This is a genomic window from Actinomadura harenae, assembly GCF_003696215.1.
Taxonomy (GTDB): domain Bacteria; phylum Actinomycetota; class Actinomycetes; order Streptosporangiales; family Streptosporangiaceae; genus Spirillospora; species Spirillospora harenae.
In genome coordinates, this window is record NZ_RFFG01000002.1 from 41,670 (window position 1) to 55,015 (window position 13,346).

Below are 13,346 nucleotides of genomic sequence, written 5' to 3' on the forward strand. Positions count from 1 at the left end.
CCTCCCCAACCCCCAAGCCCACCGCGCCCCTGACACACCCCCGCAGAGCCCCTACCCCCACAGCCACTGGCAAAGGCGAACGCAAGAGCTCTCAGCACTCCAAGGGCGTGCAGAGCGGCGCGCCCGGGTGGTGCGAGTGGGGCCGCGCACACAGATGGTGCGCCGGAGCCCGCACAGAGGGACACCGTGCAGGGCCAACGCGCACGGAAGCGGCGCGTGTAGAGGCGCCGTCCACACGCGCCCAGCCACACGTACGTCATCCGCAGGCCCCCGTCCAAGGCCCGCGACAGGTCATAGACGGCCGGTCGCGTGGCCAGGCCCAGCCCGTCCCGAGATCGAGACTCTGAAGGGACGTCGTCGAGTTCGTTTCCCAACGGGACGTGGGCGAGCATTCAGCACCTCGCCCTGCTCACCCGTGCGCAACAAGCACGTGTGATGCGCACAGCACGGCGGATGCCGGGTTGGCAGACGCCGCACGGCGAACACCGAACGGCGAGCGCCGACACCGAACGGCAGGCGTCGCTTGGAGCGCATCGGCTGGCGTGCGCCGGACGCAGACACGGGACGGCGGGCGCCACACGGCGGCGTCACACGACGGGCGCCGCTTGGCGAGCGCCGCTTGGCGAGCGCCGCTTGGCGAGCGCCGCTTGGCGAGCGCCGCTTCGCTGGTGGCTCCGGCCAGGGTATGGCCGCTTCTTGGCCAGCCTCTGCCCCGGTTGGAGGCGAGCGGGTTGGCAGGCGCGGCGATCCAGGAGCGTGCACCCGAGGTACTCGTCCTGGAGCACCTCACGGACCCGCACCGCGGTTTAGGGGCGAGTGGGCGACGGTGGGTGCGGGTGTGACGTGAGTGTGAGGTGGCGAGTAGGTCGATCTGGCGGTGGGCGCGGGTGTGGGAGGGCGTGGATGTGGCGTTTGAGGGGCGGGGTGCCCGCGCGGGGATGGCCCCGCGCGGCGCTTTCCGGCAAGGCGTGTTGTGAGCGGGCGGTTGGGGTTGGGTCCCGGGTGTGGGCGGGTGGTTGGGGTGGGAACGGGGTCAGGTTGTGGGGGCGGATTGGGGAGTGGGGGTAGGGGTGGGCTCGGAGGTGGGGGTTGAGGTGGTGGACGGGGTCAGTTGGGGGACGGCGAGGGTGGACAGGGCGGCGGCGGTGAGGACTGCTGCCGCGGTCCACAGGACGGTGGTGACGCCGTTGGCGTAGTGGTGGGGGTTGGTCATGTCGCCGGTGGCGCTGAAGACGGCTCCAAGGGCCGCGACGCCGAGGAGGGTGCCCAGTTGGCGGCTGACGTTGCTGACGCCGGACGCCACACCGGTCTGGGTGGGTGGGGCGAAGCCGAGGACGAGGCGGGTGACGGGCGGGAAGAACAGGCCCATGCCGATGCCCGCCAGGACGAAGCCGGGGACGAGGTCGGCATAGCTGAACGTCGGGCTCAAGCGGATCGCCAGCCAGGCCAGGCCGACGGCCTGGAAGAGGAGTGCCAGGGCGATCACCGGGCGGGTGCCCAGGCGGACCGTCAGTAGAGCGGTGAGGGGTGCCACCAGGAGGGGCATGGCCGTCCAGGGCAGGGTGCGGACGCCGGCCTCGAGCGGGGACATGTGGCCGATCATCTGCAGGAACTGGATCAGCAGGAACGTCACGCCGAACATCCCGAAGCACATGGCGAGGTTGATCAGGTTCATGAGGGTGAAGCCGCGCGAGCGGAACAGGGTCAGCGGGAGCATCGGGTGGGGCGTGCGGGCCTCGTGAACGAGGAACGCGGCCAAGAGGATGAGGCCGACGATCTCCGCCCCGAGGACCTGGGGGCTCGTCCAGCCGTGCCCGTTGCCGCGGACCAGGCCGAGGACGACGCCGAGCAGGCCGAGGGTGATCAGGACGGTGCCGAGCGGGTCGAGGCGCTGGGCGGGGCCGCGGCTCTCGGTGAGGAAGCGCGGGGCGAGGCCGAGCACGAGCAGGCCGGTGGGAACGTTGATCCAGAAGATCCATTCCCAGGTGGCGTACTCGGTGACGGCGCCGCCGACGATCGGGCCCAGGGCGACGCCGAGGCCGCTCATCACGCTCCAGGCGGCCAGGGCGGCGGCGCGGCGGGCGGGCGGGACGGCGTGGGCGAGCAGAGTGAGGGTGAGCGGGGCGAGGATCGCGCCACCGAGCCCCTGGACGGCCCGGGCGGCGATCAGGGTGCCGATGCCGGGGGCGAGGGCCGCGGCGGCCGAGGCGACGGTGAACAGGGCCAGGCCGATCATGAACAGGCGCCGCCGGCCGTGCCGGTCGGCGATGGCCGCCGCGGGGAGCAGTAGGACGGCGAAGGTCAGGGTGTAGGCGTTGACCGTCCATTCCAGGCCCTCGAGGCCGGTGCCGAGGTCTTCGCGGATGGCGGGCAGGGCGTTCGTGACGATGAGGTTGTCGAGGGTGACCATGAACAACGCGATGCCGGTCACCACGAGGGTGCGGAGGGCGTGAGGTTTCATGCTGCTTCCTTGATTAGTTATCAGTCACTAACTTCGATGGCCAGAAAAAGGGCGCCCCGATGGGCGCGCTCAGTCGAAGGGGTGGTCGCCGGTCGCCTACTCCTCCCCTGCAGAGCACTGACCCGACGGCGCATGGTCGGCGGCACGATTGCCCAACGGCGCCTCATAGGGATGCTGTGACCACTCCACCAGCATGCGGGGCAGCCGCTCACCCCGGTCGAACGGGATGTTGAAGGCGGTCAGGACGTTCAGGAGCATGCCGACGGCGACGAACCTCATCACCTCTTCGGGTGACTCGCCGGAGAGCTCACCGATCGTCCGCCACAGCTTGGCCCACTTGGCGTTGCCGAGGGAACGGAGCTCCGGGTCGTCCACGGCGGCGGCGTAGATCTGCAGCTGGAAGCGGAGCAGTGTCGGGTCGCCGGCCAGGATCTGGCGATAGCGGCCGCCCATGGCGGTCATCGCCTCGCCGCCGTACAGGCCGCCCGCCGCCTCGCACATCGCCTGCTCCATGTCGTCGAAGCAGCGTTCGGCGGCGGCGAGGAACAGCGCGCGCTTGGACGGGAACAGCCGGAAGAGGTAGGGCTGCGAGACCCCCACCCGCTCGGCGATCGCCGCGGTGGAGGTGCCGTCGAAGCCACTGCGGGCGAACTCGGCCATAGCGGCCCTGATCGTCTGCTCGCGGCGCTCGTCGGCGCTCATCCGTGGACTCATGATCCGAAGTTATTGGTCGATCACTAACTTCGTCAAGCCGATCTTGGCCACACTCTTCTTCCGCTCCGGTAAGCGAGGACGGAAGAGAGCGTGATCTTGAGGCTCAGAGGGCGACGCCGACGAAGACCGGCTCGTTGACCAGTTCGACGCCGAAGGCGGCACGGACGCCGTCGCGGACCTCGCGCGCGAGCGCGAGCAGGTCCTCGGTGCTACCGCCCTCCGGGTTGGTGAGAGCGAGGGTGTGCTTGGTGGAGATGCGCGCGCGCCCGCGGGTGTGTCCCTTGGTGAATCCCGCGCGGTCGATGAGCCATGCGGCAGACGTCTTGACTCGGCCTTCACTTTCGGGGAAACGCGGGAAGGCCACATCCGGACCAAGGCGCTCGGCGACGCGTCGCTCGAGCTCGGCAAGGGAGGCCGCGTCCAGGATCGGGTTGGTGAAGAACGATCCGGCGCTGCGCGTGTCCAGGTCAGACGGGTCGAGCACCATGCCCTTGCCGCGCCGCAGTTCCAGGACGGCGTCACGCGCCTCCTTCAGCGGAACGCTCTCCCCCGGTTCGGCACCCACGCGGCGCGCGAGTTCGGCATAGGCGATCGGCTGGGAATCGTCGGATTCACGCAGCGCGTAGGTGACGCCGAGGACGACGTACTGGTCCGGGGTCTGTTTGAAGATGCTGTTGCGGTAGGTGAAGCGACACTCTTCCCGGGAGAGTGTGACGATCGTCCCCGCGCGGCGGTCGTAGGCGCGAACCTCGACGATGGTCTCCGACACGTCCTGCCCGTAGGCTCCGACGTTCTGGATCGGGGTCGCGCCCACGCGCCCGGGAATGCCGGAGAGGCATTCGACTCCGGAGAGGCCGTCGGTGACGCAGCGCGCCACGAACGGCTCCCACTCCTCACCCGCCTGCACGCGCATGAGGACGCGCCCCTGGCCGTCCATCAGTTGCTCCGCGCCACGGGTCCCGACGTGGACGACCGTCCCGGGGAAGCCGTCGTCCGACACCACGAGGTTGCTGCCGCCGCCGAGCACCAGGACGGGCTCTCCGTCGGTGTCGGCCTCCCGGACGGCGTCGACGACCTCGGCCTCGGTGGTGGCCTCGACGAACCGCCGGGCCGGGCCGCCGAGCCGCAGCGTCGTGTATCCGGCCAGGTTCACCTCTTCAGCGAACACCGCCACGTGGTGTCTCCCCTCCCCTACGCGCGCATGAGCCGGGGGCGGCCAGCCGCCCCCGGCTCATGTGTACCGTACTTGTGGACCTCGACCGGACTCAGGCGAGCCGGACGACGGCCTTGGCCCGGGTCAGGACCTTCTGGCCAACCGACCGGGCCGTCAGGGCCACGACGACCGTGTTGTCGTCGCGCTTCTCCTCGACCTTCCCGGTGATCTCCAGATCGGCGCCGCCCTCGTCGGGGACGACGACGGGCGCGGAGAAGCGCACGCCGTAGTCGACGACCGCGCCGGGGTCGCCCGCCCAGTCGGTCACATAGCGGCCGCCCTGGGCCATCGTGTACATGCCGTGGGCGATGACGTCCGGCAGGCCGACCTGCTTGGCGAAGCTCTCCCGCCAGTGGATCGGGTTGAAGTCGCCGGACGCGCCCGCGTACATGACGAGGTTCGCCCGGTCGACGTGGTAGGTCTGGGCGGGCAGTTCGTCGCCGACGTTGACCTCGTCGAACTTCACCTTGGCGGTCATCAGGCCCCCCGCTCCACGATCGTGTTGTACGACTTGCAGACGAGTTCGCCCTCGGCCGTCGTGACCTCGGTGACGATGTCCACCTTCTCGTTGTTGCCGATCGCCTTGATCTCGGTGATCGTCGAGGTGCAGGTGACGACGTCCCCCGCGCGCACGGGGCGGACGTACTCGAAGCGCTGCTCGCCGTGGACGACCATGGCGAAGTCGATGCCCAGCTCGGGGTCGCCGAGCGCGCCCCCGCCGAGGGACACCACGATCGGGAAGGTGGGCGGCGCGATGACGTCGGGGTGGCCGGCGGCGCGGGCGGCCTCGGGGTCGCGGTAGACGGGGTTGGCGTCGCCGATGGCGTCCGCGAACTCCCGGATCTTGACCCGGCTGACCTCGTAGGGCTCGCTGGGCGGGAACGTCCGCCCGATGAAATCACGGTTGATCGCCATGCACTCCGTCCTTCTCGCTCGCATGCGGACTCCCCGGCGGAGTCCGCTGGCTCGCGCGTGGAGTTCCCGTCCGGGCTCGTGCGCGCGGAGTCCGGGTCAGGGGTGCCCGCGCCCAAGCGCCCGCTTACCGGTCTCGCTCCGGGACGGTAACAGAACGACGTTCAGCCCGCCCTCGCGGGTAGGCGAGGACGGGCTGAGGCGCGTCTGGGGCAAGCGCGAAGCTGCCGGCGCGGACCGCTGTGCTCGAACGGCTACTAGCGGGTCTCGCGGTGCGGCCGGTGGGTCCGGCAGTTGGGGCAGTACTTCTTGATCTCCAGGCGGTCCGGGTCGTTCCGCCGGTTCTTCCGCGTGATGTAGTTGCGGTGCTTGCACTCCTGGCAGGCCAGCGTGATCTTTGGCCGGACGTCGGTGGCAGCCACGTTGGAGTGCCTTTCTGGGCTAGGGACATGGACGTTCTCGGTCGGCCGTCCAGGAGTGGAAGGCCGGCTGTTTCAACCCAGCCCTCTCGCCCCCGGAGGGGCCGAGAGGTTCGGGTAGTAGCGAGGGCCGGACTTGAACCGGCGACACAGCGATTATGAGCCGCTTGCTCTGCCTGACTGAGCTACCCCGCCGTGATGGTCGGTGACGACCGGATTGCAAGGATACCGGAAGTTCACCAAACCGGGGAAACGCGAGCTCCCGGGGCTTGCAGGGGGACTCGGTTCCTCGCGGTCCGCAGCGGACCGGACCCCAGGTTACCTGCTGATGCGGTGACCTGCGAATCATCCCGCTGGGACCGGATGGACGGTACCACAACGCCCGCGCACGAGCGAATCGCGCGCACGCCCGACCAGCGCCTTCCGCGCACTATCCGCATCACCATCACCATGGATCACGCTAGCGGGCCCACTCGCGGCCGGATCCCCTCGCATACGAGGCGCACATGGGGCACGCACGAAAAGAGCCGCATCCCTTGATCGGAATACGGCTCTTCTGGCTGAGCCCCTTTACGGAATCGAACCGTAGACCTTCTCCTTACCATGGAGACGCTCTGCCGACTGAGCTAAAGGGGCTTGTCCGCCCGCGTTCTTCCGTTCGCGGCGACAGGAAGAACAGTACACGGTCCGGCGGCGTAGTGCGAAATCAATCCGCCGGGCCCCAGGCCCGCCCGAGAGGGGCGCCACCAGGCGATCAGCAGGGTGGGCGCCCGTCCCGTGGCATGGGCTTCCGGGGGCTCAGCGAAGGAGGTGCCGGGCGATGACGACCTGCTGGATCTGGCTCGTCCCCTCGTAGATCCGGAACAGCCGGGCGTCCCGGTAGAACCGCTCGACGGGGACGCCGTGCATGTAGCCCATGCCACCGAACACCTGGACGGCCCTGTCGGCGACGCGTCCGACCATCTCCGAGCAGAAGTACTTGGTGCAGGACGGTCCGAGTTTGGTGTCCTCCCCGGCGTCGAAGGCGCGGGCGGCTTCCATGACCATCGCGCGTCCCGCGTACAGCTCGGCCTGGGAATCGGCGATGAGGCCCTGGATCAGCTGGTACTCGCCGATGGCGTGGCCACCTTGGGTGCGCTCGCGCGCGTACGCGACGGTCTCGTCCACGATCCGCTGGGCCAGGCCGACGCAGACGGCCGAGATGCTCACGCGCCCCTGCGCGAGCGAGGCCATCGCCGTGCGGAAGCCCGTCCCCTCGTCGCCGACCATCGCGGACGCGGGGACCCGGACACCGTCGAAGAAGACCTCCGCGGTGTGCGCGCCTCGCTGGCCCATCTTGGCGTCCGGTGTTCCGACCTTCAGGCCAGGAGCGCCCCCAGGGACGAGGAACGTGGAGATGCCGCGCGAGCCCGGTCCTCCTGTGCGCGCGAAGACCATGAACACGTCCGCCTCGGGGGCGTTGGTGATGAACCGTTTGGCACCGTCGATGACGTAGTGGTCCCCGTCACGCCTGGCGACCGTGGTGAGGGTGCTGGGGTCGGAGCCGGCCTCCGCCTCGGTCAGTGCGAACGCCCCCACGACCTCTCCGGACGCCAGGCGCGGTAGCCAGGACGCCCGCTGCTCAGGCGAGCCGGATTTCACGAGAACCTGCCCGGCGATGCCGTTGCTCGTCCCGAACATGGAGCGGAAGGCAGGGCTGGCATAGCCGACCTCGAAGACCAGCCTGACCTCCTCGCTCAGCGATAGGCCGAGGCCCCCGTACTCCTCCGGCAGCGCGTACCCGAACAGGCCCATCTCGCGCGCGCCTTGACGGATCGACTCCGGAATGGAGTCGGACTCTTCGATCTTGTCCTCGCGGGGAATGACTTGCTCGCGCACGAAGGCGCGTACGGCCGAAACGACGTCGGCGAACTCCTGAGCGTCCATGGGAGCCGATTCTAGAATTCCACTCTAGAATCCGGTATGCCAGGGTGATCCACATGGGTTCCGAGGATTTCCACCGGGCCTGCGATGCCCTCGTCCAGGCCGCGATCGACGACAACCCCGCGTTCAGCGGCTTGTTGCCGCAGGTCATGGGCATGAGCCAGCAGGTCTCCGCCGCCGATCTGTCCGCGGCGCTGCCGCGCATCGCGGACGGCCTGGGCAAGGCCCAGCCCTCACTGGGCGGCTGGCTCTCCATCCTGTCCGGCTCCTGGGTGGAGAACGGCGCCGCTCCGGAGGGCATCGGCCTTCCTCTGGTCGAGCGTGCGACCGAGGTGTTCGGGGAGGCCGACGCCTTCGCGCGCGCATGGAGCGAGGCGACGGGAAGCACGCCGCCCGACATGGAGGACGACGGTCCTTCGCAGGAGATCGTGGACATCCTCGTCCCGCAGCTCGGTGAAGCCTCCGTCAGCGCGATGCTGGCCTGGTTCTCGGTTCCGCAGTTCGCCCTGGCGATGACCACGGTCCTGCAGAACTCCGCGATGGTGCGCGGAAGCATCCAGGACCGCGAGAACCGTGCGCGCCTCGCCGGCGAGCTCGTCGAGTTCCACTCGCACATGAGCTACGTGCAGGGACTCCTGCGCGTGCTCGAGGGCGAGCGGCTTCTCGTGTTGGACCGAGCCAGCAAGCGAGGCTGGACGGTCCAGATCGCGGGAATCGGCGACAACTTCCAGTTGCACGTCCTTCTGGGCGGAGCGCTTCTAGGCCGTCCCGAATGCATGCCCGGTGAGCCGCTTCCGCCGGAATGGGTCGCTTGGTTCACCGACCAGGACCCGGAAGGCCGTCCCATCATCAACAGCCCGTGGAACCTCGTGGACGGTCACGGCGGGTGGATCTACAACGAAGGCGTGCCTGCGGACATCCCCGCCATCAACGGCACCCGCGTGGTCGTCCTGGACCCGCCCTCGTACACGCGTCACTTCCCGGCCGGACGACGCTTCCCGATGATGGACGCGACTCTCACCATCGAGGGCGTCCACCACCCTGAGGACCTCGCCTCCTGGTGGCCGCACATCGGTCCGGACCACGGCCGGTAGGAACGACTCGTGCGCGTCGCGCGTGCGGGCCAGAAGGCAGGCCCGCACGCGGCACGGCAGCCTGAAGCCAGGCGCGACAACGCGGAAGCTACAGGCGGACCATGACCGCCGTGGCGTCGTCGTAGCGCTTCCCCCTGCGTGAGCCGTCCGGCTCTGCGGACTCGGCGGCGCGCGTCCGCTCGATGACCTCGCGAGGGCCTTCGCGGTCGGTGAGATCGAGGAGGCCGCGCCAGTCGAGCGCGCCGAACCGCTCCACGAGCCGGGACGCGCCGTCGGTGAACATCGCCGCCCGCCGGACGGAAGCAGCCCCGACCCGGCCGCTGAGAGCCTCGCAGGCGGCCTCGGGGCGGGTGCTCGCGACCCAGAACCCTTCGGGCGCGTTCCGGGCCGCACGGACGGCCTCAAGCGTGTAGCTGGTCAGATGGTCAACGCGGTCATCCCGGACGACATGCACTTCACCATCCACATCGAGCAGAACCGGCGAATCAGCAAGAACCAGCCACTCCAGTGCATCGTCCCGATGCCGCAGCATCGCGACCGTCGCGGACGGACTGTCGGGGTTGGCCAAATCGCACCGGTCGGCATGGAGTTCACACACCGTCTTGATGGCCTCGGCGAGCAGATCGTCCAGCGGACGGTCGTCATCTACCGCAAGCCTCAGCGCGAGCGCTCCGCCTAGACGTCGCACGAGCCAGGCAGGGTTGTGCACACATCCGCTGTTCACACCCGGGGGCGCGGTGGCCCCGTCTAGGACGACGGCCCAATCCGGGCCTGCGACCACGAAGTCCTCGTTCGGACGTCCGGGCGTCGGTTCGCTCGCGAAGCTCACATGCACGAGCCTGGTCTACACGTCCGCTCGTCCTGGGAACAACAACGGCCGTCTGGGAACCAACGAAGGCCGGTGGCGCGTCCACGACATGGGGCCGATCCACAGGCGCGCTGAGGCATCGGACACCATAAGCTGGCAAGCCTGTCCCCGGGGAGGTTCTCGAACGTGCGACCTGACGCTGAACACCAGCACTCAGAACCCTCTCCGGAGGGCTCCGACCAGGAGAAGCAAGAAGACGAGGGCAAGAAGAAAGGGTCGTTCTGGAAAGAACTGCCCATCCTCATCGCCGTCGCCGTGATCCTGGCCCTCGTCATCAAGACGTTCGCGGTGCAGGCCTTCTACATCCCGTCCGGCTCCATGGAGAACACCCTCCTGGTCGGCGACCGCGTCCTGGTGAACAAGATCGTGTTCCACACCAGGGACATCGCGCGCGGCGACGTCATCGTCTTCAAGGGCCCGCCCTCATGGCAGCCCGAGGTGCAGGTGTCCAAGCCGAGCAACCCGTTCTCCAAGGCGGTGCGCTGGGTCGGGACGGCCTTCGGTGTCGCGCCCACCGAGAAGGACTACATCAAGCGCGTCATCGGCATCCCCGGCGACCACGTGAAGTGCTGTGACGCGCGCGGGCGCATCACCGTGAACGGCGTCCCGCTCGAAGAGTCGGCCTACATCTACATCGACCCGGCCGACCACCAGCAGGACAAGCCGTCCGAGAGCCCGTTCGACATCACGCTCCAGAACGGCCAGCTCTGGGTCATGGGCGACCACCGCTCCAACTCGCTCGACTCGCGCGCGCACCAGGACGGCCCCGACAACGGCTCGATCCCGACCAAGGACGTCATCGGACGCGCGTTCGTCAAGGTCTGGCCGCTCAACCGGATGGGCACGATCCCGATCCCGAAGACGTTCAAGCAGCCCGCCCTGAAGCAGAGCAAGGCGTTCGTCCCACTGCCGGCCCCCGACCCGGGCCCCGTCCCCGCCTTCGCCGCGGTGATCCTGCCCCTGGCTCTAGGGATCCGGTTCCGCCGCTAGGGTCCGCCACGCAGAAACGTCCCGGGACGGTCGCTCACACCTGAGCGGCCGTCCCGACCACTTTCCGCGGCGAAATCCGCATCACGACGCGCACGATCTCGGGCGGAAGCTCCAGGTACTCCTCCCCCGCGCCCGTCCCTTCGTACTTCTCTGCCAGCGCCACCGCGAGCGCGCGCCCCTCGTCCTCGGCCACGGCGCACTCACCGCGCACCTCCAGGTACCAGAGCGGGTCGTTCCGGTCGTACACGCTCAGCGAGACCCGCGGATCCCGCAACGCGTTCAGAACCTTCCGCCGCCCCTCCTGGCTGGAGACGAGCAGATCGTCCCCGTCCCGCCCCACCCACACCACGGACGTCTGGGGACTGCCATCGGGATTCACCGTCGCCAGCACCGCAGGGTTGTCCTCGTCCACCAACCGCCGCACGGCGTCACTCAACACATTCGCCACCCCGCGAACCTACTGGCCCCCAACGCCCCACGAACTACCCCGCCCGCGCGCACGGCCCAGGAATTGCGAACACCCCATGACCTTGGACTTGCCACGGGCGGTCCCTTTGGGCACGGCGAACGCGGATCCAATCTGCGTAGGCAATGGCGACGGTTCCTAGCCCGCCGCAGAAGCCGTCACCTGCGAGCGGTCGTGGCGGTGCGGGTTCCGCGGATGATCGACACCTGGACGGTCGCCTGCGGCGCGGAGGCCCGGCCCTCGATGGCCGGGCGGGAGTGGGTACGCGAACGGCCCCTGACCGTTGTTCCTGGTCAGGGGCCGTTCCACGTGGTGTGGCGGGTGCAGGGTTCGAACCTGCGTAGGCTAAGCCGACGGATTTACAGTCCGCTCCCATTGGCCACTCGGGCAACCCGCCGTGGTCGCCGCTGTCGCGGCGGCACTGGAAAGAATAGCGGACCTTGGGAGTGGGTGTGACATCGCTCCGGGTCGCTACGCTGGCGGGGCGCGCCGGGGTGGGCCCAGGGTTGCGCGCCTGGTGCTCGGGGCGGACGAATTCGCAGCCTAGAAGGGGTGAGGTGTCCGGTGGCGGACTCTTCCTTTGATGAGTCACATCTAGGACAAGAAAGCTCGTAGCGCGCCCGGCCTGGGTCAGCTCGCCGGCGCCCACACCGGGACGATCTCCAGACGCGGCAGCGACCCGCGCCCGTGCCCGGTCCGATGGACCCAGATCACCCGGATCAGGCTCCGCAGGAGACGCTGCTTCTCGTCCACCGTCAGCACGTCCCATTCGGCCAGCAGCCCCTGAATCACCGGCCCGAAGTCGGCCTTCGAGGGCGGAGGTTCCTGGACGGCCTCGGCGGCCTGGAGCTTCTCCTCCCGCTTCCGCCGCCGGGACCGCAGCTCGTCGCGCGACCGTCGGAACTCCGCCTCCGCCTCCGGGGATTCGTCGTCGTCCATCGCCCGCATCGTCGTCAGCTTCACCAGCGCCCGGTCGAGCTTGGCGATCTGAGTCTTCAGGCTGGCGACGTCGTTCTTCGCGGACGTCTTGGGCTCCGGCACGATCTGCGGCTCGAGCTGGAGCGCGAGCGCGTCGATCTCCGCCGCCCACTCCGCGAGTTGCCCGAGCACCCGCTCCTCGGCGACGGTCCGTCGGACCCACGGGCGCTGGCACTGGGCGGACTCTCCGTAGGCATTGCAGCGGAACGCGTACCCGGCGCCGTACGGGGCGCCACCGTGCTGGGCGGTGAGGACGGCCTTGCATCCGGGGTCGCGCATCAAGCCCGACAGCGGATACTTCGGCTCCTTGCTGCCCTGCCCCGGCCGCCGATTCGCCGCACGGCGCTCCAAATACGCCTGCCACAAATCCTCGCCAATGACCGGCCGGTGTGTGCCTTTCCGGTAGACGACATTTGTGCAGCGGCCCCGCTGCTTGCACCGGCACTCTTTCGAGTGCTCACGCAGATACCCCGCCGCGAACCCCGAGTCGAGGATACGCAGCACCTGCCGACCAGTCCAAAGGCCCCCATCGGGCGCGTACAGCTCGTGGTCGTTGAGCCATTTCGCGAGGCGACGGTCGTTGATTCCGGCGACGTATTGCTCGTAGAGGCTCGCGTACGGTTCCTCGAAATCGGGGTCCGGCTCGTAGCGCTCGCCGAGCGGGTCGCTGGGGTCGGCGATGTAGAGGTGCGGCTCGGTCGGGTGCGGGATGCGGCCCCGCCGGATGTACCCCCACCTGCGGGTGCCGTTGCCGGGCAGGCCCCGTTTGACGCGGTAGTCGAGTGCCTCCATCCACTGCTCAGATGCGCGGTCGCTCTCGAAGGCCGCGACTTCGGCGAGCATCCCGCGGGCGAACCGGCCGGACGCGGTGCGGGCGTCGACCTCCTCGGTCGCTGAGATCAGGTCGCCGCCGGCGGACTCGACCAGGTCGAGGTGGACGGCCCAGCCGAGCCGCTGGCGGCCGAAGCGGGAGAATTTCCAGACGATGATCTCGCGGGCGCGGCCGTCGCGGACGCCCGCGACGGCACGCTGCACTTTGCGTTTAAAGTTGCGGCCGGTTTTGTCGAGGTCTTCGATCCATTCGGTGACCTCGCGGCCGTTCCGTCGCGCCCATTCGGTGATCGCGGCGCGTTGCAGCTCCGGCGAGATCATCTCTTCGCGGAGCATGCTGACGCGGACGTACCCGATTGCCGGGATGGGTTCGACGGGCAGCGCGGCGAGCTGTGGAGGCATGGGGGGACTCCGAGGAGGTGGGTCAGATTTTCCGGAGGTAGTCACATGATGCGGCTTAGTCGGCCGCATAGGAGC

At 69.0% G+C, this 13,346-nt stretch carries 12 protein-coding genes and 3 tRNA genes; 2 read left to right on the forward strand and 13 right to left on the reverse strand.

All coding sequences use genetic code 11. The annotated features are described in order from the left end of the window. Positions 1 to 1,033: 1,033 nt before the first annotated feature. The 9 genes from EBO15_RS01235 to EBO15_RS01275 all read right to left on the reverse strand — a co-directional run bounded on the left by EBO15_RS01235 (position 1,034) and on the right by EBO15_RS01275 (position 7,645). Positions 1,034 to 2,461, reverse strand: a complete 1,428-nt coding sequence (locus EBO15_RS01235; RefSeq protein WP_122192409.1) for a DHA2 family efflux MFS transporter permease subunit — start codon at positions 2,459 to 2,461, stop codon at positions 1,034 to 1,036. Between the two features lie 96 nt (positions 2,462 to 2,557). Beyond that, a complete protein-coding gene (locus tag EBO15_RS01240) occupies positions 2,558 to 3,175 on the reverse strand; it encodes a TetR/AcrR family transcriptional regulator (protein WP_199744268.1) in 618 nt (205 codons plus the stop codon). A 103-nt stretch (positions 3,176 to 3,278) separates the two neighbouring features. Beyond that, positions 3,279 to 4,349: a UDP-N-acetylmuramate dehydrogenase gene (locus EBO15_RS01245; protein WP_122192411.1), complete on the reverse strand. Its 1,071-nt coding sequence runs from the start codon at positions 4,347 to 4,349 to the stop codon at positions 3,279 to 3,281. Between the two features lie 91 nt (positions 4,350 to 4,440). Then, complete coding sequence (locus EBO15_RS01250) at positions 4,441 to 4,866, reverse strand: MaoC family dehydratase (RefSeq protein WP_122192412.1); 426 nt, start codon at positions 4,864 to 4,866, stop codon at positions 4,441 to 4,443. Beyond that, positions 4,866 to 5,303, reverse strand: coding sequence for a MaoC family dehydratase N-terminal domain-containing protein (locus EBO15_RS01255; RefSeq protein WP_122192413.1), 438 nt, complete (start codon positions 5,301 to 5,303; stop codon positions 4,866 to 4,868). Before EBO15_RS01255 ends, EBO15_RS01250 begins: the two co-directional genes overlap by 1 nt. Before the next feature lie 254 nt (positions 5,304 to 5,557). Beyond that, entirely contained in the window at positions 5,558 to 5,722 is a 165-nt protein-coding gene (gene rpmG / locus EBO15_RS01260; RefSeq protein ID WP_026404241.1) for a 50S ribosomal protein L33, read from the reverse strand. Positions 5,723 to 5,840: 118 nt separating this feature from the next. Then, a tRNA-Met gene (locus EBO15_RS01265) sits at positions 5,841 to 5,914 on the reverse strand. 368 nt (positions 5,915 to 6,282) lie between these two features. After that, positions 6,283 to 6,355 (reverse strand) — tRNA-Thr (locus tag EBO15_RS01270). Positions 6,356 to 6,517: 162 nt separating this feature from the next. Beyond that, on the reverse strand, positions 6,518 to 7,645 hold the full coding sequence (locus EBO15_RS01275; RefSeq protein WP_122192414.1) for an acyl-CoA dehydrogenase family protein: 1,128 nt from the start codon (positions 7,643 to 7,645) through the stop codon (positions 6,518 to 6,520). A gap of 53 nt (positions 7,646 to 7,698) precedes the next feature. Here EBO15_RS01275 and EBO15_RS01280 point away from each other — a divergent pair, with 53 nt between their 5' ends. Continuing rightward, entirely contained in the window at positions 7,699 to 8,736 is a 1,038-nt protein-coding gene (locus EBO15_RS01280; RefSeq protein WP_122192415.1) for a hypothetical protein, read from the forward strand. An 88-nt stretch (positions 8,737 to 8,824) separates the two neighbouring features. Here EBO15_RS01280 and EBO15_RS01285 read toward each other — a convergent pair whose 3' ends face one another. Beyond that, positions 8,825 to 9,571, reverse strand: coding sequence for a protein phosphatase 2C domain-containing protein (locus tag EBO15_RS01285; RefSeq protein WP_122192416.1), 747 nt, complete (start codon positions 9,569 to 9,571; stop codon positions 8,825 to 8,827). 159 nt (positions 9,572 to 9,730) lie between these two features. Between EBO15_RS01285 and lepB the strand changes: the two genes are divergently transcribed. Further along, positions 9,731 to 10,594, forward strand: a complete 864-nt coding sequence (lepB, locus tag EBO15_RS01290; RefSeq protein ID WP_233615850.1) for a signal peptidase I — start codon at positions 9,731 to 9,733, stop codon at positions 10,592 to 10,594. A 34-nt stretch (positions 10,595 to 10,628) separates the two neighbouring features. Here the strand turns inward: lepB and EBO15_RS01295 are convergent, their stop codons facing one another. From EBO15_RS01295 to EBO15_RS01305, 3 genes are all read right to left on the reverse strand, one after another. Beyond that, entirely contained in the window at positions 10,629 to 11,018 is a 390-nt protein-coding gene (locus tag EBO15_RS01295; RefSeq protein ID WP_233615851.1) for a PPOX class F420-dependent oxidoreductase, read from the reverse strand. A 357-nt stretch (positions 11,019 to 11,375) separates the two neighbouring features. Then, positions 11,376 to 11,457, reverse strand: a tRNA-Tyr gene (locus EBO15_RS01300). Between the two features lie 233 nt (positions 11,458 to 11,690). Next, positions 11,691 to 13,271: a recombinase family protein gene (locus EBO15_RS01305; protein ID WP_158628094.1), complete on the reverse strand. Its 1,581-nt coding sequence runs from the start codon at positions 13,269 to 13,271 to the stop codon at positions 11,691 to 11,693. Positions 13,272 to 13,346 lie beyond the last annotated feature (75 nt).

Bases quoted from the DNA above. Each gene is read 5' to 3' on its own strand.
- EBO15_RS01235 (WP_122192409.1), bottom strand. From the start codon at position 2,461: ATGAAACCTCACGCCCTCCGCACCCTCGTGGTGACCGGCATCGCGTTG.
- EBO15_RS01240 (WP_199744268.1), bottom strand. From the start codon at position 3,175: ATGAGTCCACGGATGAGCGCCGACGAGCGCCGCGAGCAGACGATCAGG.
- EBO15_RS01250 (WP_122192412.1), bottom strand. From the start codon at position 4,866: ATGACCGCCAAGGTGAAGTTCGACGAGGTCAACGTCGGCGACGAACTG.
- EBO15_RS01255 (WP_122192413.1), bottom strand. From the start codon at position 5,303: ATGGCGATCAACCGTGATTTCATCGGGCGGACGTTCCCGCCCAGCGAG.
- EBO15_RS01275 (WP_122192414.1), bottom strand. From the start codon at position 7,645: ATGGACGCTCAGGAGTTCGCCGACGTCGTTTCGGCCGTACGCGCCTTC.
- EBO15_RS01280 (WP_122192415.1), top strand. From the start codon at position 7,699: ATGGGTTCCGAGGATTTCCACCGGGCCTGCGATGCCCTCGTCCAGGCC.
- EBO15_RS01305 (WP_158628094.1), bottom strand. From the start codon at position 13,271: ATGCCTCCACAGCTCGCCGCGCTGCCCGTCGAACCCATCCCGGCAATC.